The organism is Streptomyces sp. NBC_00285, from assembly GCF_036174265.1.
Classification (GTDB): domain Bacteria; phylum Actinomycetota; class Actinomycetes; order Streptomycetales; family Streptomycetaceae; genus Streptomyces.
In genome coordinates, this window is record NZ_CP108055.1 from 2,159,127 (window position 1) to 2,175,341 (window position 16,215).

At 71.2% G+C, this 16,215-nt stretch carries 16 protein-coding genes; 8 read left to right on the forward strand and 8 right to left on the reverse strand.

Going from position 1 to position 16,215, the window contains the following annotated elements; all coding sequences use genetic code 11:
- The first annotated feature begins 104 nt into the window (after nucleotides 1-104).
- Entirely contained in the window at nucleotides 105-983 is an 879-nt protein-coding gene (locus OHT57_RS09865; RefSeq protein ID WP_328745714.1) for a hypothetical protein, read from the forward strand.
- A 130-nt stretch (nucleotides 984-1,113) separates the two neighbouring features.
- Nucleotides 1,114-1,701 (forward strand): pyridoxamine 5'-phosphate oxidase family protein, encoded by a 588-nt coding sequence (locus OHT57_RS09870; RefSeq protein WP_328745715.1) that lies wholly within the window; start codon nucleotides 1,114-1,116, stop codon nucleotides 1,699-1,701.
- A 53-nt stretch (nucleotides 1,702-1,754) separates the two neighbouring features.
- On the opposite strand, the gene OHT57_RS09875 is transcribed toward OHT57_RS09870, so the two are convergent.
- Nucleotides 1,755-3,233 carry a sensor histidine kinase gene (locus tag OHT57_RS09875; protein WP_328745717.1) on the reverse strand — a complete coding sequence of 493 codons (1,479 nt, stop codon included), beginning with the start codon at nucleotides 3,231-3,233 and terminating at the stop codon, nucleotides 1,755-1,757.
- Nucleotides 3,230-3,970: a response regulator transcription factor gene (locus OHT57_RS09880; RefSeq protein ID WP_328745719.1), complete on the reverse strand. Its 741-nt coding sequence runs from the start codon at nucleotides 3,968-3,970 to the stop codon at nucleotides 3,230-3,232. Before OHT57_RS09880 ends, OHT57_RS09875 begins: the two co-directional genes overlap by 4 nt.
- 150 nt (nucleotides 3,971-4,120) lie before the next feature.
- Between OHT57_RS09880 and OHT57_RS09885 the strand changes: the two genes are divergently transcribed.
- The 5 genes from OHT57_RS09885 (at nucleotide 4,121) to OHT57_RS09905 (ending at nucleotide 9,036) form a co-directional block, all read left to right on the forward strand.
- Complete coding sequence (locus OHT57_RS09885; protein ID WP_328745720.1) at nucleotides 4,121-5,470, forward strand: ferredoxin reductase family protein; 1,350 nt, start codon at nucleotides 4,121-4,123, stop codon at nucleotides 5,468-5,470.
- 19 nt (nucleotides 5,471-5,489) lie between these two features.
- On the forward strand, nucleotides 5,490-5,948 hold the full coding sequence (locus tag OHT57_RS09890) for an FMN-binding protein (RefSeq protein ID WP_328745721.1): 459 nt from the start codon (nucleotides 5,490-5,492) through the stop codon (nucleotides 5,946-5,948).
- Nucleotides 5,949-6,024: 76 nt separating this feature from the next.
- The gene (locus tag OHT57_RS09895) at nucleotides 6,025-7,407 is read left to right on the forward strand and encodes a ferredoxin reductase family protein (protein ID WP_328745722.1); all 1,383 of its coding nucleotides are present in this window, start codon (nucleotides 6,025-6,027) and stop codon (nucleotides 7,405-7,407) included.
- A 29-nt stretch (nucleotides 7,408-7,436) separates the two neighbouring features.
- Nucleotides 7,437-8,243, forward strand: a complete 807-nt coding sequence (locus tag OHT57_RS09900) for an FMN-binding protein (RefSeq protein ID WP_328745723.1) — start codon at nucleotides 7,437-7,439, stop codon at nucleotides 8,241-8,243.
- Nucleotides 8,236-9,036, forward strand: a complete 801-nt coding sequence (locus OHT57_RS09905; protein ID WP_328745724.1) for an FAD:protein FMN transferase — start codon at nucleotides 8,236-8,238, stop codon at nucleotides 9,034-9,036. Before OHT57_RS09900 ends, OHT57_RS09905 begins: the two co-directional genes overlap by 8 nt.
- 75 nt (nucleotides 9,037-9,111) lie before the next feature.
- Here OHT57_RS09905 and OHT57_RS09910 read toward each other — a convergent pair whose 3' ends face one another.
- From OHT57_RS09910 to OHT57_RS09935, 6 genes are all read right to left on the reverse strand, one after another.
- Nucleotides 9,112-9,657: an arginine repressor gene (locus OHT57_RS09910; RefSeq protein ID WP_328745725.1), complete on the reverse strand. Its 546-nt coding sequence runs from the start codon at nucleotides 9,655-9,657 to the stop codon at nucleotides 9,112-9,114.
- 19 nt (nucleotides 9,658-9,676) lie between these two features.
- Nucleotides 9,677-10,864, reverse strand: a complete 1,188-nt coding sequence (locus tag OHT57_RS09915) for an acetylornithine transaminase (protein WP_328745726.1) — start codon at nucleotides 10,862-10,864, stop codon at nucleotides 9,677-9,679.
- Complete coding sequence (gene argB, locus OHT57_RS09920) at nucleotides 10,861-11,769, reverse strand: acetylglutamate kinase (RefSeq protein WP_328745727.1); 909 nt, start codon at nucleotides 11,767-11,769, stop codon at nucleotides 10,861-10,863. The genes OHT57_RS09915 and argB overlap by 4 nt, the downstream gene beginning before the upstream one ends.
- A complete protein-coding gene (gene argJ / locus OHT57_RS09925) occupies nucleotides 11,766-12,917 on the reverse strand; it encodes a bifunctional glutamate N-acetyltransferase/amino-acid acetyltransferase ArgJ (RefSeq protein ID WP_328745728.1) in 1,152 nt (383 codons plus the stop codon). The genes argB and argJ overlap by 4 nt, the downstream gene beginning before the upstream one ends.
- Nucleotides 12,914-13,942, reverse strand: coding sequence for an N-acetyl-gamma-glutamyl-phosphate reductase (argC, locus tag OHT57_RS09930; RefSeq protein WP_328745729.1), 1,029 nt, complete (start codon nucleotides 13,940-13,942; stop codon nucleotides 12,914-12,916). The genes argJ and argC overlap by 4 nt, the downstream gene beginning before the upstream one ends.
- A 128-nt stretch (nucleotides 13,943-14,070) precedes the next feature.
- Nucleotides 14,071-15,588: a hypothetical protein gene (locus OHT57_RS09935; protein ID WP_328745730.1), complete on the reverse strand. Its 1,518-nt coding sequence runs from the start codon at nucleotides 15,586-15,588 to the stop codon at nucleotides 14,071-14,073.
- A gap of 167 nt (nucleotides 15,589-15,755) precedes the next feature.
- Here OHT57_RS09935 and OHT57_RS09940 point away from each other — a divergent pair, with 167 nt between their 5' ends.
- On the forward strand, nucleotides 15,756-16,139 hold the full coding sequence (locus tag OHT57_RS09940; RefSeq protein WP_328745731.1) for a hypothetical protein: 384 nt from the start codon (nucleotides 15,756-15,758) through the stop codon (nucleotides 16,137-16,139).
- Nucleotides 16,140-16,215 lie beyond the last annotated feature (76 nt).

The following is a 16,215-nucleotide window of genomic DNA, read 5'->3' on the forward strand; positions in this document are numbered from 1 at the left end:
GAAGTCTCTTTGAACATCGGAAACCGCTTGCCCGTATTCCACGCCGAACGCAGGCGCCGCGTTTGTAAACGAAGACCACTCCCGACCCCGAGCGAGGCATCCGCATGTCCAGGGCTCTTCCGAAGTACAACCAGCGCCGCGTGGCGATCATCGGCGGCGCCGCCGCCGTGGCACTGACCGGGGCCATCGTGGCCGGTACCGCCCTCGCCGGGGAGACCCCCAAGAGCAGCAGCACCACCGCCCGCACCCTCGCCGCCGCCGGCACGATCTCGTGCCCGGACGTGGCCTCGAAGCTGCCCGCGATCCCCGCCACCGCCCAGGCGGAGGTCACCCGCAACCTGACGCTGCTGAACACGCAGATCGCCGAGGCCAACAAGCGGCTCGTCGACACCGTCGGCCAGGGCGGCCCGAACTTCGTCAACAACGCCATCCTCGGCCCGCTGAAGGACAAGCGCGTCGCCACGGTCAACCGCATCGCCACGGCGATCGGCCGTACGGCGGCCAAGCCGACCGGCCTGGACGCGCTCGCGCCCTGCACGCTGAACGGCGCGGGCGCGGCCGCCAACACCGGCAACGCGGGCGGCAACGCCAACACAGGCAACGGGAACGCCAACGCGGGCAACGGCAACGCCAACGCCAACGCCGGAGGCAATGCCAACGCCAACGCCGGGGGCAACGCTGCGACCGCCGCCGGCACGATCTCGTGCCCGGACGTGGCCTCGAAGCTGCCCGCGATCCCCGCCACCGCCCAGGCGGAGGTCACCCGCAACCTGACGCTGCTGAACACGCAGATCGCCGAGGCCAACAAGCGGCTCGTCGACACCGTCGGCCAGGGCGGCGCCAACTTCGTCAACAACGCCATCCTCGGCCCGCTGGCCGACAAGCGGAAGTCGACCATCGACCGCATCGCCATCTCCATCGGCCGCACCGCCGCCAAGCCGCAGGGCCTCGACTCCCTGGCCGCCTGCACGCTCACCAAGTGACGTGACAGGCGCTGTGGCCGCCCCGTGTGAGCGCCGGCCGGGGCGGCCACGGGCGTCTGCCTGAGCTTCACTCAGGCGGACGCCCGAATTCCTTAGACATGCGAAAGGCTTGCACCCATAATCGTTAGACATGGGAAAGACTTATGAGCGCATAGACGGCCGGCTCCGCACGTTCATCGAGGCACAGCCTCTCTTCTTCACCGCGTCCGCTCCCCTGTCGGGCGACGGCACGGTCAACCTCTCCCCCAAGGGTCTGCGCGGCTCCTTCGCCATCCTCGACGAACTCACCCTCGCCTACCTCGACTTCGCCGGCTCCAACGCCGAGACGGTCGCTCATCTGCGGGAGAACGGCCGGATCACACTCATGTGGTGCGCGTTCCAGGGGCCGCCGAACATCGTCCGGGTGCACGGGCGCGGCGAGCCGGTCTTCCGGGACGACCCGCGCTTTCGGGAACTGCTCTCCCACTTCCCGGACATCGACCCGACGGACCACGGACTGCGGGCGATCATCGTCGTGACGGCCGAGCTGATCCGCGACTCCTGCGGTTACGCGGTGCCGTACATGGCCTACGAGAGCGACCGGGAGCTGCACGGCAGACGGTTCGCGCGCGAGGACGACGTGTCGCTCAGCGAGTACTTCGCGAAGAAGGACCACATCGCGACGAGCCTGGACGGACTGCCAGGGCTGCCGCTGCCACTGCCGCCCTCCACGGTCTGAGCCGTGTCGTTCACGAGCCGGACACCGAAGGTGACGGGGCGGACCCAGGGACGTCACCGGCTGCCGATCCGGACGGTGAAGGTCGTCGATCCCGGCCTGCTCTCCATCGCCACGTCTCCCCCGTGTGCCTCCACCACCGCCGCCACGATCGACAGGCCGAGGCCCGCGCCGCCGGTCTCCGCCTTGGTGCGGCGGTCGGCCCGAGTGAAGCGTTCGAAGACGCCCGGCTGGATGTCCCCGGGAATGCCGGGGCCGTCGTCCTGGACCGTCAGGGTGGTTGCCCCGCCGTCGCTCTCCAGGGTCACCGTGACCTTGGTGCCGCCCGGTGTGTGCAGCCTGGCGTTGGCCAGCAGGTTGGACACCACCTGCTGGAGGCGGTGTTCGTCGCCCGTCACCGTCACGGGATCCTCGGGGAGGTCCAGGGACCAGCGGTGGCCGGGGCCGGCGACCCTCGCGTCCGTCACCGCGTCCAGGACCAGCCGGGTGAGGTCGACGGGCCGGGACTCCAGCGGGCGGCCCGCGTCCAGGCGGGCCAGCAGGAGGAGGTCGTCGACCATCGCGCCCATGCGGGTCGACTCGGCGGCGATGCGTTCCAGGGAACGGGTCACCTCGGCCGGGACCGGGCCGGGGTGCAGCAGGGCGAGTTCGGCGTGGCCGCGTACGGAGGCGACCGGGGTGCGCAGTTCGTGGCTGGCGTCGGCGGCGAAGCTGCGCAGCCGTTCCTCGCTGGCGTGGCGCTTGGTGAGGGCGTCCTCGACACGGCCGAGCATCCGGTTGAAGGCGCCGGCGACCTGCCCCACCTCGCTGCGCGGGTCGGACTCGGGGGCCCGGGCCGGCAGGGCCACCTCTCCGCTGGCCAGCGAGAGCTCACTGACCCGGGTGGCGGTGGCCGCGACCCGGCTGAGCGGGCGCAGCGACCAGCGCACCCAGAGGGCGCCCGCGACACCGGCGGCGGTGAGGGCGGCACCGAAGACGATCCCGGCGACCAGTTCGAGGCGGTGGACGGCGGCCTCGACGGGCTCCAGGGGCATCCCCGTGATGAGGACGTCACCGTCCAGTCCCCGGGAGGCGAGCACCCGGTAGTCGTCCAGGGCGGAGAGGCCGACGTTGTGTCCCCGGCCGTCGGCCGGGACAGCCGCGAGCCGGTCCCGGTCGGCGGCGGTCAGGTCGACGTTCAGCGTGCCGCTGGGGCGGACCACCGCGGCATTGGTGACCGTGCCATCCACCAGCCGGGCGCCGAACGTGCCGGTGGCCTGTCTGCGGGTGTCGCCGTGTTCGTCGCCGATGGGGGTCCCCCCGGTCGAGTCCGTTCGAGACTGGGGGAGGTCGTCCTTCGCCTGCTCCCCCTTGTGTTCCAGGCTCACCGCGAACTTGTTGCCGGCGTCCGTCAGCTGCTCGTCGAGACGGCTGGTGAGGAAGCCGTTCAGTTCCAGTACGGCGGCCAGCCCGACCGCCGCGCAGCTGACCGCGAGCAGCACCACGAGGCCGAGGGTGAGACGGGCCCGCAGCGTGTACGGCCGCAGGGTCCTCATCGCGTCACCGGTTTGATCACGTAGCCCGCCCCGCGCACGGTGTGGATCATCGGTTCGCGGCCCGCGTCCACCTTCTTGCGCAGATACGAGATGTACAGCTCCACGACATGGGCGCGGCCCCCGAAGTCGTAGGACCACACCCGGTCGAGGATCTGCGTCTTGCTGAGCACGCGGCGGGGGTTGCGCATGAGGAAGCGCAGCAGCTCGAACTCGGTCGGGGACAGTTCGACCAGCTCGCCGCCGCGGGTGACCTCGCGGGCCTCCTCGTCCATGACCAGGTCGCCGACGGTCAGCCGCGGGCCCTCGTCGAGCTGCCGGGCCATGCCCGCGCGGCGCAGCAGTCCGCGCAGCCGGGCGACGACCTCCTCCAGGCTGAACGGCTTGGTGACGTAGTCGTCACCGCCCGCCGTGATGCCCTTGATGCGGTCCTCGACGGCGTCCCGGGCGGTCAGGAAGAGCACGCAGACGTCGGACTTCACGGTGTGCAGGGTGCGCAGGACGGTGAAGCCGTCGGTGTCGGGGAGCATCACGTCGAGGACGACGGCGTCGGGCAGCAGCTCCCGGGCCGCGGCCACCGCCGAGGCGCCGTCGCCGGCCGTGCGGACCTGCCAGCCCTCGTAGCGCAGAGCGCCGGAGAGGACCTCGGCGAGGTCGGGGTCGTCGTCGACGACGAGGACGCGCAGCGCGGTGCCGTCGGGGCGGGTGAGGGCGGGGCGGCCGGAGCGGGCTGTGTTCATGTCCTTCCCAGGATCGCCCCTCGCGGGGGTGACCGGGGGCGCCGCCGGCTCTGAGTTTCCTCTGAGTCCGCTCTGCGGGGTGCCTCTTCAGAGCGCGCTCAGAGCTTCGGCCCGCACAGTGGCGTCCCGGACGAAGGAAAGGACGCACCCATGACCACCCTGTACGAGCGGGCCGCACCGCCCGTGCCGCTCGCCGCCCGGCGCTCCCCGGCCGGCCCGGTACTGGCCCTGCTGTGGGCCGGGGCGGCCGCCGTGCTCGTCCTGTGGTGGACGGGCACCGGTTCGGTGGTCGGTGCGGCGGGGTGGCTGACCGGGGCCGGGCGGATCGCCGGGCTGCTGTGCGGGTACTCCTGCGCGGTGCTGGTCGGCCTGATGGCGCGGGTTCCGCTGCTGGAGCGGCGGGTCGGCTCGGACCGGGTCGCGCGCTGGCACGCGATGGCGGGCCGCTACACCGTCTGCCTGCTGCTCGCGCACATCGGGCTGATCCTCACCGGATACGCCGCCCAGGATAGCGCCTCGCTGTGGCACGAGGCGGTCACGGTGGTCCTGGACTATCCCGACATGCTCAAGGCGACCGCCGGCACGGTGATCCTCCTCGCGGTCGGCGTCACCTCCGCGCGTGCGGTGCGCCGCCGTACCGGCCACGAGTTCTGGTACTACCTCCATCTCCTCACCTACGCCGCCGTGTTCCTCGCCTTCGGCCACCAACTGGCCCTCGGCAACGACCTGAGCGGCAACGCCGTGGCCACGGCCGCCTGGTACACGCTGTATCTGGGCGTGGCGGCACTGGTGCTGTGGTTCCGGATCCTCACCCCGGTGCGGCTGAACCTCCGGCACCGGCTGCGGGTGGAGTCGGTGCACCAGGAGGCGCGGGGCGTGTGGTCCGTCGTCGTGGCGGGCCGGAAGCTCGATCAACTCGGTGCGCAGGCGGGGCAGTTCTTCCGCTGGCGGTTCCTCGCCGAAGGTCTGCGCTGGACGTCCACGCCGTACTCCCTGTCGGCGCCGCCCCGTTCGGACCGCATGCGGATCACGGTCAAGGCGCTCGGCGATCACAGTGCGGCCGTGGCATTGCTGCGGCCGGGCACGCGAGTGTGGGCGGAGGGGCCGTACGGCTCGCTGACCGGGGACCGGCGGACCTCGTCGAAGGCACTGCTGATCGGGGGCGGGGTCGGTATCACCCCGCTGCGGGCGCTGTTCGAGACGCTGCCGGGCGAGGTGACCCTCCTGTACCGGGCGCGCACGGTCGAGGACCTCGCGCTGGGCGGGGAGTTGGAGGCCGTCGCACGGTGGCGCGGCGCGAAGGTGCACTACGCGCTCAACGGGCCCGACGGACAGCGGCCGAGCATCACCGCCGGGTCGCTCCGGGCGGCGGTCCCCGACCTGGCCGGCCACGACGTCTATCTCTGCGGTCCGCACGGCTTCGCCCAGGACCTGTACGAGGAGCTGCGCGCCGCCGGTGTCCCGGACCGCCGGATCCATCACGAGTCGTTCGAACTCTGAGTGCCGGGAGGCCGTGGAAGTGCACGCGTTGAAGAAGAACCGCCCACTGCGCCGGATCGTCCTGGCGAGCGCCGCCACCGTCTGCGGGACGGTGATGCTGCTGTCGCTGAAGCCGCACACGTCGGCGCAGGCGACCCTGGTGCTGCCCGCGCCCGCCGGCAGCGCGAGCGCGGCCGGCGGCTCCGGATCGGCCACCACCGGCACGAGGACCGTCACCGGCGACACGGTCCAGACCCGCTGGGGACCGGTCCAGGTCCGCATCACGATCAAGGACAGCAGGCTCACCGAGGTCACGGCGGTCACCTACCCGACGGACAACCCGCGGGACCAGGAGATCAACAGCTACGCGCTCCCCAGGCTGCGCAGCGAGGCCCTCCAGGCCCAGAGCGCGGACATCGACACGGTCTCGGGGGCCACCTACACGAGCGACGGTTACCGCCAGTCACTCCAGTCCGCACTGGACTCCGCTCGCAGCTGAACACACTGGCGTCACGGCACGTATCTGAGGACCGAGGGACCACGACGACCCCCTCGCTCCCGTCCCCGGAGGAAACGTGACCACGACGCTCGCAGGCGGCCGCGCCGCCCGTCGCCAGACGATGCGCCGCATCCGCCCGCGCCGTTCCCCGGCGACCGTCCTGCTGCTCGCCGTATGGGCCGGGGCGGTCGGTGTGCTGTGGCTGTGGTGGCACAACACGCCGTCCGTGGCCGACGACAACAGCAAGATCCTCAACGCGGGCCGGATCACCGGTCTGCTGGCCGGGTACCTGATGGCGCTCGTGGTGCTCCAGATGGCCCGGGTGCCCGCGCTGGAACGCCGGGTGGGCTCCGACCGGGTCGCCCGCTGGCACGCGATGACCGGCCGCTACACGCTCTGCCTGGTCCTCGCCCACGTCTTCCTGATCATGTGGGGCTACGCCCTCCAGGCCGGCAAGGGGCTCGGCGACATCGTCCAGCAGACGATGGACTCCATCAACCAGCTGCCCGACATGGGCAAGGCGGCCATCGGCACCGGTCTGCTGTTCGTGATCGGGCTGATGTCGATCGGCGGGGTGCGCCGCAGGATCCCGTACGACACCTGGTACCACGTCCACCTGCTGACGTACGCCTCGGTCTTCCTGACCTTCTGGCACCAGCTGACCACGGGCAACGACTTCGCGGTCGAGCCGGTCGCCAAGACCGTCTGGTACGCCCTGTACGGGTCGGTCACCGCGCTGGTCGTCTGGTACCGGATCCTCACGCCGATCAGGCTGAACATGCGTCACCGCATGTATGTCGAGGCCGTCGTCGAGGAGACACCCGGTGTGGTGTCGGTGCTGATCGGGGGACGCAAGCTGCACCGGATGGGCGCGGAGGCGGGCCAGTTCTTCCGCTGGCGGTTCCTCGCGCCGGGCATGCGGTTCAGCTCGCACCCGTACTCGCTGTCGGCGGCACCCCGGCCGGGGATGCTGCGGATCACGGTGAAGGCGATCGGCGACCACAGCGAACGGCTGCGCGAGCTGGTGCCCGGCACCAAGGTGTGGGCCGAGGGGCCGTACGGCGCGCTCACCGCCCAGCGCCGCAGCCGCGGCAAGGTGCTGCTGGTGGCCGGCGGTGTCGGGATCACCCCGATGCGGGCCCTGTTCGAGACGCTGCCGGGCGCGGCCGGTGACATCACCCTCCTGTACCGGGCCAACACCACCCAGGACCTGGCCCTGTGGGACGAGCTGTCCGCCATCGCGGACGAGCGCGGCGCCCGCCTGATGTACGCGGTGAACAGCCCGGACGGGGAGCGCCCGGACATCTCCGCGGAGTCCCTCCAGCGCAAGCTCCCCGACATCGACAAGCACGACGTGTTCATGTGCGGGCCGAACGGCTTCGCGCAGTCCGTGTTCGAAGCACTGCGCGGCGCGGGTGTGCCTGCCCGCCGCATCCATCACGAGTCGTTCGAGATGTGAGCGACGGGAATCCAGGAGCTGTTGAAGCGATGAGGAAGTCTCACCCCGTCCGTCGAGTCGTGCTCGCGACCGCCGCCACCGTCTCCGGTGTCGTGCTGCTGCTGTCGCTGAAGCCTTCCTCGGACCCGGCGTCCGCCCAGGCGGGCGGAACGATCCCGCAGCAGACTTCGGCTGCCCAGGAGTCGGCCCAGGGCGGCACCGGGGCGGCCGCCGGCAGCACGTTCACCGGCGACGTGGTCCAGACCCAGTACGGTCCCGTCCAGGTCCGTATCACCGTCAGCGGCACCAAGATCACCAAGTCCGAGGCGGTCCAGGCGCCCAAGGGCGGCACCAGCGACCAGAAGACGGCGCTGTCGGTCCCCAAGCTCAACCAGGACGTGGTCGCCAAACAGAGCCCGCAGGTCGACACGGTGTCCGGGGCGACCTACACGAGCGAGGGCTACAAGAAGTCGCTCCAGTCGGCGATCGACAAGGCGAACAAGGCCCCCGCCGCCCCGGCGGCCCCTGCGCAGCCTTCGGCTCAGCCGTCGCAGACGGCGGGCGGCAGCGCCGCCGCGCCGGCTGCCAAGACGGTGACCGGCGCGGTCTCGCAGACCCAGTACGGCCCGGTCCAGGTCCGGATCACGGTCAGCGGCGGCAAGATCACCAAGGCCGAGGCCGTGCAGGCCCCCAAGGGCGGCACCAGCGACCAGAAGACGGCGCTGTCCGTGCCGAAGCTCAACCAGGAGGCCGTGGCGGCCGGCAGCGCGGACATCGACTCGGTCTCCGGGGCCACATACACCAGCGAGGGCTACAAGAAGTCGTTGCAGTCGGCGCTGGACCAGACCGGTGGCTGACACGGTGGCCGAGCCGGCGCAAGCTCCCGCCGCGGTGCGTCACGCGGAAGAGACCATGGGGACGGTCTTCTCCTTCGACGTCCGCGGCGGGGATCCCCTTGCCGTGCAGACGGCACTGCGGGAGGCGGTGGCGGGGCTGCACCGCGTGAACGAGGTGTTCAGCACCTACCGCGACGACAGCCAGGTCTCCCGCCTGGCCCGTGGCGAACTGACGGTCGCCGAGTGCGATCCGGAGGTGGCCGAGATCCTCGAACTCGGCGCCGAGGCCGAGCGGTTGAGCGACGGCTGGTTCAGCATGCGCTACGAGGGCCGCCTGGACCCCACCGGCATCGTCAAGGGCTGGGCAGTGGAACGCGCGGCCCGCCACTTGGCTCTCGCCGGGGCGACCGGGGTCAGCGTCAACGGCGGCGGAGACGTCCAGCTGTTGGGCGTACCGGGCCCCGAACGCCCCTGGCGCGTAGGGGTCTCGGACCCCCTGCGCCCGGGTGGCCTGGCGGCGGTGGTCTCGGCGGCGGGCGCTGCGGAGTTGGCGGTGGCGACCTCCGGCACGGCCGAAAGAGGCGCCCATATCGTCGACCCCCGCACGGGCCGCTCCGCGGTCACGGACCTGGTGGCGGTGACGGTCGTCGCGCCGACCGTCACCTGGGCGGACTGCTGGGCGACGGCGGCTTTCGCGATGGGTTCACGGGAGGGCCTGGCGTGGCTGGAGGCGTTGCCGGACGTGGAGGCGTTGCTGATCACGGCGGGGGATGAGGTGCGATGCACCGGGGGCCTGGCAGCCAGGCTCGGGTGAGTCTCTTGGGGGCGCGGGGAACTGCGCGACAAGCCCCCACCGGCCCGCGCCCGACAGACGACCTCTAGTGCACCTCTAGTGCCCGTTCTGAGCCAACCGCAACAAATGCTCGGCCAGCGCCTGACCCCCTGTAGGGTTCCGGCTGATCAGCATCAGCGTGTCGTCACCGGCGATGGTCCCGAGGATGTCGTGCAGCTCGGCCTGGTCGATCGCCGACGCCAGGAACTGCGCGGCCCCCGGAGGAGTCCGCAGGACCACGAGGTTCGCCGAGGCCTCCGCGGAGATCAGCAGCTCCTGCGACAGCCGCCGCATCCGCTCCTCCTTCGCCGACTCCCCCAGCGGAGCACGGGGGGTGCGGAAACCCCCCTCGCTCGGCACCGCGTAGATCAGGTCGCCGTCGTTGTTGCGGATCTTCACCGCGTTGAGCTCGTCGAGGTCCCGGGAGAGCGTCGCCTGCGTGACACTCAGCCCGTCGTCGGACAGCAGCTTCGCCAACTGGCTCTGCGACCGCACCGGTTGCCGATTGAGGATGTCCACGATCCGGCGGTGGCGCGCGGTACGCGTCTGCGGCACGGCAGGCCCGGTGGCCCCGTTGTGCTCGTGTTCCTGCGCATGACTCATCGTCGTCCCATTCCCCGGATCATCCGGCCCCGTTGGCCCCGTCGAGGATGCCGGGCAGCGCCTGCAGAAGCGCATCCACCTCGTCGTCGCCGAGGTTCAGCGGCGGCATCAGCCGTACGACATCGGGGGCGGGCACGTTCACCAGGAAGCCGGCGTCCTGAGCCGCCTGCTGCACCTGCGGCGCCAGCGGCTCGGTGAGCACGATACCCAGGAGGAGCCCCGCGCCCCGGACACGGTCGATCAGCGGGTGTCCCAGTGAGTCGATCCCGTCCCGCAGCCTCTCGCTCTGCTGCTTGACGTTCTCCAGCAGCCCGTCGTTCACGATGGTGTCCAGGACGGCGAGACCGGCGGCGCACGCGACCGGGTTCCCGCCGAAGGTCGTCCCGTGCTGCCCCGGCTGGAGCAGCTCCGCGGCCCGCCCGAAGGCGACGGTCGCGCCGAGCGGCAGCCCGCCGCCGAGCTGCTTGGCGAGGGTGACGATGTCCGGCAGGACGCCCTCGTGTGCCTGGTACTCGAACCAGTGCCCGGTGCGGCCGATTCCGGTCTGCACCTCGTCGAGGACCAGCAGCGCGCCCTTGGCCGCCGTGATCGCCCGGGCCGCCTTCAGATAGCCGGCCGGGGGCATCACGACGCCGTTCTCGCCCTGGATCGGCTCCAGGACGACCAGGGCGGTGTCCTCGGTGACCGCGGCGTCCAGCGCCTGTGCGTCGCCGTACGGCACGTGGGTGACGTCACCGGGCAGCGGCAGGAAGGGGGTCTGCTTGGCGGGCTGGCCGGTGAGCGCGAGGGCGCCCATGGTCCGGCCGTGGAAGCCGCCCTCGGTGGCGACCATGTGGGTGCGTCCGGTGAGCCGGCCGATCTTGAAGGCGGCCTCGTTGGCCTCGGCTCCGGAGTTGCAGAAGAAGACCCTGCCCTCCCGGCCGAAGAGCTGGAGCAGCCGTTCGGCGAGCGTGACGGTCGGCTCGGCCATGAAGAAGTTGGAGATGTGCCCCAGGGAGGCGATCTGCTTGCCGACGGCCTCGACGACGGCCGGGTGGGCGTGGCCGAGCGCGTTGGTGGCGATGCCGCCGACGAAGTCGAGGTACTGCTTTCCCTCGCTGTCCCAGACCTTGAGGCCGGCGCCCCGGACGAGAGGGAGCCGCGGGGTGCCGTAGTTGTTCATGAGCGAGCCCTGCCAGCGCTGGGTGAGCTCCTGATTTCCGGTCATACGGCATCCCCCTCTTGCGCGTCCGGCACGACCATCGTGCCGATTCCTTCGTCGGTGAAGATCTCCAGCAGGATCGAGTGCTGGACCCGCCCGTCGATGACCCGGGCCGTCGTCACTCCGCCCCGCACGGCGTGCAGGCAGCCCTCCATCTTCGGGACCATGCCGGCGCTCAACTCCGGCAGCAGTTTCTCCAGTTGGGAAGCGGTGAGGCGGCTGATCACCTCGTCGCTGTTGGGCCAGTCCTCGTAGAGGCCCTCGACGTCCGTGAGGACCATGAGGGTTTCGGCGCCCAGCGCAGCAGCGAGTGCCGCAGCCGCCGTATCAGCATTGACGTTGTAGACATGTCCGTCGTCCTGGCTCCGGGCGATCGACGAGATGACCGGGATGCGGCCGTCGGCGAGCAGTGCCTCGATCACGCCCGTGTCGATCGCGGTGATCTCGCCCACCCGCCCGATGTCGACCAACTCGCCGTCGATCTCGGGCTGGTGCTTGGTGGCGGTGATGGTGTGCGCGTCCTCGCCGGTCAACCCGACGGCGAGCGGCCCGTGTTGGTTGAGCAGTCCGACCAGCTCGCGCTGGACCTGTCCGGCGAGCACCATGCGTACGACGTCCATGGCGTCCTCGGTGGTGACGCGCAGGCCGGCCTTGAACTCGCTGACGATGCCGTGCCGGTCGAGGGCGGCGCTGATCTGCGGGCCGCCGCCGTGCACGACGACCGGCTTGAGACCGGCGTGGTGCAGGAAGACGACGTCCTGGGCGAACGCGGCCTTGAGGTCCTCGTCGATCATGGCGTTGCCGCCGAACTTGATGACGACGGTCTTGCCGTTGTGACGGACCAGCCAGGGCAGCGCCTCGATGAGGATCTGCGCCTTGGGGAGCGCGGTGTGCTTTCGCGTGGTGCTCATGAGGAGTAGGCGCTGTTCTCGTGGACGTAGTCCGCGGTGAGGTCGTTGGTCCAGATGGTGGCGGTCTCGGTGCCGGCCGCGAGGTCGGCGACGATGTGCACCTCGCGGTAGCGCATGTCGACCTTGTCGCGGTCCTCGCCGACGCCGCCGTTCTTGCAGACCCAGACGCCGTTGATGGCGACGTTGAGCCGGTCGGGCTCGAAGGCGGCCTTCGTGGTGCCGATCGCGGAGAGCACGCGGCCCCAGTTGGGGTCCTCGCCGTGGATCGCGCACTTGAGGAGGTTGTTGCGGGCGATGGAGCGGCCGACCTCGACGGCGTCGTCCTCGCTCGCGGCGCCCACCACCTCGACCTTGATGTCCTTGCTGGCGCCCTCGGCGTCCCGGATCAGCTGCTGGCCGAGGTCGTCGCAGACCTGCCGTACGGCCTCCGCGAACTCCCCGTGCTCCGGGGTGACTTCAGAGGCACCGGAGGCAAGCAGCAGCACGGTGTCGTTGGTGGACATGCAGCCGTCGGAGTCGACCCGGTCGAAGGTGGTCCGGGTGGCGGCCCGCAGGGCCCCGTCCAGGGTCTCGCTGTCGACGTCCGCGTCCGTGGTCAGGACGACGAGCATGGTGGCGAGCCCGGGGGCGAGCATGCCGGCGCCCTTGGCCATGCCGCCGACGGTCCAGCCGTCCTTGGTCACGACCGACGTCTTGTGGACGGAGTCGGTGGTCTTGATGGCGATGGCGGCCTTCTCACCGCCGTGCTCGGACAGTTGGGCCGCGACGGCCTCGACTCCGGGCAGGAGCTTGTCCATCGGGAGCAGGAGGCCGATGAGCCCCGTGGAGGCCACGGCGACCTCGCCCGCGCCGATGTCCAGCACCTCGGCGACCTTCTCGGCGGTCGCGTGCGTGTCCTGGAAGCCCTTCGGTCCCGTACAGGCGTTGGCGCCACCGGAGTTGAGGACGACCGCCGACAGCCGGCCGGCCTTGAGAACCTGCTCGGACCACAGCACCGGCGCGGCCTTCACACGGTTGGAGGTGAAGACGCCGGCGGCGGCGCGACGGGGCCCGGTGTTGACCACGAGGGCCAGGTCCGGGTTGCCGTTCTCCTTGATTCCGGCGGCGATGCCCGCCGCCTGGAATCCCTTGGCTGCCGTGACGCTCACGGTGCGACTCCGATCGTGGAAAGACCGAGCTCCTCGGGAAGTCCGAGGGCGATGTTCATGCTCTGGACGGCACCGCCCGCGGTGCCCTTGGTCAGGTTGTCGATGGCGCTGATCGCGATGATGCGGCCCACGGACTCGTCGAGGGCGACCTGCACCTGAACAGCGTTCGAACCGTGGACGGACGCCGTGGCGGGCCACCAGCCCTCGGGGAGCAGGTGGACGAAGGGCTCGTCGGCGAAGGCCTTCTCGTAGGCGGCACGCACGGACTCGGCGGTGACACCCGCCTTGGCCTGCGCGGAGCAGGTGGCGAGGATGCCGCGGGGCATCGGCGCGAGGGTCGGGGTGAAGGAGACGCTCACCTTCGAACCGGCCGCCGCGCTGAGGTTCTGGATCATCTCGGGCGTGTGCCGGTGTCCCCCGCCGACGCCGTACGGCGACATGGAGCCCATGACCTCGCTGCCCAGCAGGTTGGGCTTGAGCGCCTTGCCCGCGCCGGAGGTGCCGGAGGCGGCGACGATCACGGCCTCGTTCTCGGCGAGGCCCGCGGCGTAGGCCGGGAAGAGGGCGAGCGTGACGGCGGTCGGGTAGCAGCCGGGCACGGCGATGCGCTTGGACCCCTCCAACGCGGCTCGGGCACCCGGCAGTTCCGGAAGGCCGTAGGGCCAGGTGCCGGCGTGCGGGGAGCCGTAGAACCTCTCCCAGTCGGCTGCATCCTGGAGCCGGAAGTCGGCACCCATGTCGACGACGAGGACGTCCGGGCCGAGCTGCTCGGCGACGGCGGCGGACTGTCCGTGGGGAAGGGCGAGGAATACGATGTCGTGTCCGGCGAGGACGTCGGCCGTGGTCTCCTGAAGGACCCGGTCGGCCAGCGGCAGCAGATGGGGCTGGAGCGCGCCCAGCCGCTGTCCGGCGTTGGAGTTGCCGGTCAGGGCGCCGATCTCGACCTCGGGGTGCGCCAGGAGCAGCCGCAGGGCCTCACCGCCCGCATATCCACTCGCTCCGGCCACTGCCGCACGTACCGCCATGTCATCCTCCTCCTGGACGGCATGACTATACGTAGCTATGCACGTTTATGCAAGAACGGGGGCCCTGGAGCAGGCGTGGCTGACCGTTTCGGTTGGCGGGTGGACCGTCGACCTGGCAGGCCCGGCGCTCACTGCCGGCGCACCAGATCCGCCATCACGGCCGGTGACAGGGACGGGTTGGCCGCCGCTGCTTCCGCCACCTGCGCGTCCGCGTCGGCGAGCAACTCTTCGATGACCGATGGCGGGAGCGCCGTGTGGCCGGCGGCCACGGGTCTCGCGCGTTCGTCCGCCAGGCAGCGGAGCAGTGCCGGGTACGTCGCCCCGCGGTGCCGGGCAACCTCGCGGAACACCTTCCGCACCGCCGGTTCGTGCCGGACCAGGTCCTCCAGCAGCGCCGGGGACGCGTCCGGGTTGGCCGCCACCTTGGCGAGGACGTGGACGCCGTGTCGGTCGACCATGGCGCGCAGCTGCGCTTCGGTGAGGCCGGGGTGGGGAGCCAGCGCCTTGATCACCTTGGCGTCCGGGTCGGCGGCCAGCCGGTCTCGCGTCTCGGGCGGCACATCGCGTCGTTGGGCCACGAGCATGCGCGCAGCCGGGTCCGGTGACGTGGCCAGTTCCTCGACCTCGGCGGGAGAGCAGGCGGCGACACGGGGCACAAGGGTGGCGCCGATTCTGGCATTTCGGGCCAGGCGGATGAGCACGTCGAGCGGCACTCGGGGGTTGTGCGCGAGCCTGCGGCGCACGTCGGGGTCAGGGTCGTCGGCCAGCGTCCGGATCAGGGAGACGTCGATCGCGGGATTTTCGGCAAGGTCGGCGCGGACGCCGGCCGTGGGGTCCGAAGCGAGCCGTGCACACGCTTGTCGGGGGAGGTCCCGGCGGGTGGCGAGCGCCCAGCGCAGGAACACCGACGGATGGTCCACGAAGCCGACGACGGCTTCGACGGGGGTGGCGGGGTTACGGAACGCCGCCTCCAGCATGGCGTGGACGGTGGATGTGTGGGAGCCGTCGCAGCGGGCGCCCGGCGGAAGGTCGCAGTCGAGCCGTGGGCAATGCGGATCGTGAACGAAGGGAGTCTCCTCGCCGTCACAGACCAGGCAGTGTCGCGCCGCGGGCAGCCCCTTCCCGGTCACCAACGCCGCCAATACGGCCGGGGGCGTCGCCTCGTTGCACGCGACAGCGCGGCGGACCTCGGCATGCGGGTGCGCCGCGAGCCTCGCGGCCATGTCCGGTGTGGTCCACAACGCGAGCTCGGCGACGACACGTACGTCCGGGTCCGCCGCGAGTGTGTCCATCACGTCGGACGGGAGGCCGGGGCAGGCCGCGAGCTTCTCCCGGCGCTCACGGACCGGGTCCGCCGCGAGGAGACGCGCCCACTCCGGGCGGCCGAGCCCCTGGTCGAGCAGGGCGAGGGCGGCATCCGGCCGGACGCAGGGACTGACGTCGGCGGCCGTCAGCCGACCCTCGAACGCGAGCTGCACCGCGCTCCCGTCGACACGTTCGGCCAAGGCGCGTGCCTGTGCACGGCTGAGGTCCGCGCGATCGGCGAGGCTCATGGCGATGTCGTCGTCCGCGATGGATATCAGCCGGTCGACCAGCTCGGACGACAGGGCCGGATTGGCGGCGAGCCCGCACAGAAGGTGATGCACACAGGCATCCTGCCGGGAACGTGACGGACGGGTTCGGGATTTTCCCGATACCGAAGAGCTGCCGGCACAACGCCCGGGCACCTGCTCGGCCGGGCACCTGGCGAAACCCGTCGGCCGAAGCGCTCGGTCACAGCATGTGTGCCGCTCGCGGCGGCGAAACTGTTCCCATGCAGATCCCCGCCGACGCCATGGCCGCCACCTCGCTGATCGAGGTCGTACGGATCTCCGCCCTCCCCGTCGGACAGGGCACCCCGTATCCCGGGACGGCGGTCGCCCACTGGGCCGGGGACGAAGCGGTGGACGCCCTGACCCTGATCGGGTCCCTGCCCGGCAGTGCACAGCACCGCTGCGGCTTCTCCCCGGGCTGGAGCATTCGCGCCTACGACGACTCCCTCGGTCTTCCTCTCTTCGAGGCGGCGTTCTGTTTCCGCTGCCACGAGGTCCGCATGCACGGAACAGCCGTCCCGCCCTCGCTGACCACCCAGTTCTTCGACGCGGACACTCCACCGGGTCAGGCACTCCTCGCCCTCTTCCGCGCGGCGACCGCCTGACCCCCGACCGCACCCTGGAATCGCCGCGTGGCCCTGCGACTGCGTCCTGGCCCTGGCCTGACCCGAAGCCCGGAGC

Excerpts from the sequence above, each read along its gene's own strand:
- OHT57_RS09865 (WP_328745714.1), top strand. The coding sequence starts at position 105 with ATGTCCAGGGCTCTTCCGAAGTACAACCAGCGCCGCGTGGCGATCATC.
- OHT57_RS09870 (WP_328745715.1), top strand. The coding sequence starts at position 1,114 with ATGGGAAAGACTTATGAGCGCATAGACGGCCGGCTCCGCACGTTCATC.
- OHT57_RS09875 (WP_328745717.1), bottom strand. The coding sequence starts at position 3,233 with ATGAGGACCCTGCGGCCGTACACGCTGCGGGCCCGTCTCACCCTCGGC.
- OHT57_RS09880 (WP_328745719.1), bottom strand. The coding sequence starts at position 3,970 with ATGAACACAGCCCGCTCCGGCCGCCCCGCCCTCACCCGCCCCGACGGC.
- OHT57_RS09885 (WP_328745720.1), top strand. The coding sequence starts at position 4,121 with ATGACCACCCTGTACGAGCGGGCCGCACCGCCCGTGCCGCTCGCCGCC.
- OHT57_RS09900 (WP_328745723.1), top strand. The coding sequence starts at position 7,437 with ATGAGGAAGTCTCACCCCGTCCGTCGAGTCGTGCTCGCGACCGCCGCC.
- OHT57_RS09910 (WP_328745725.1), bottom strand. The coding sequence starts at position 9,657 with ATGAGTCATGCGCAGGAACACGAGCACAACGGGGCCACCGGGCCTGCC.
- OHT57_RS09915 (WP_328745726.1), bottom strand. The coding sequence starts at position 10,864 with ATGACCGGAAATCAGGAGCTCACCCAGCGCTGGCAGGGCTCGCTCATG.
- argB (WP_328745727.1), bottom strand. The coding sequence starts at position 11,769 with ATGAGCACCACGCGAAAGCACACCGCGCTCCCCAAGGCGCAGATCCTC.
- argC (WP_328745729.1), bottom strand. The coding sequence starts at position 13,942 with ATGGCGGTACGTGCGGCAGTGGCCGGAGCGAGTGGATATGCGGGCGGT.
- OHT57_RS09940 (WP_328745731.1), top strand. The coding sequence starts at position 15,756 with ATGCAGATCCCCGCCGACGCCATGGCCGCCACCTCGCTGATCGAGGTC.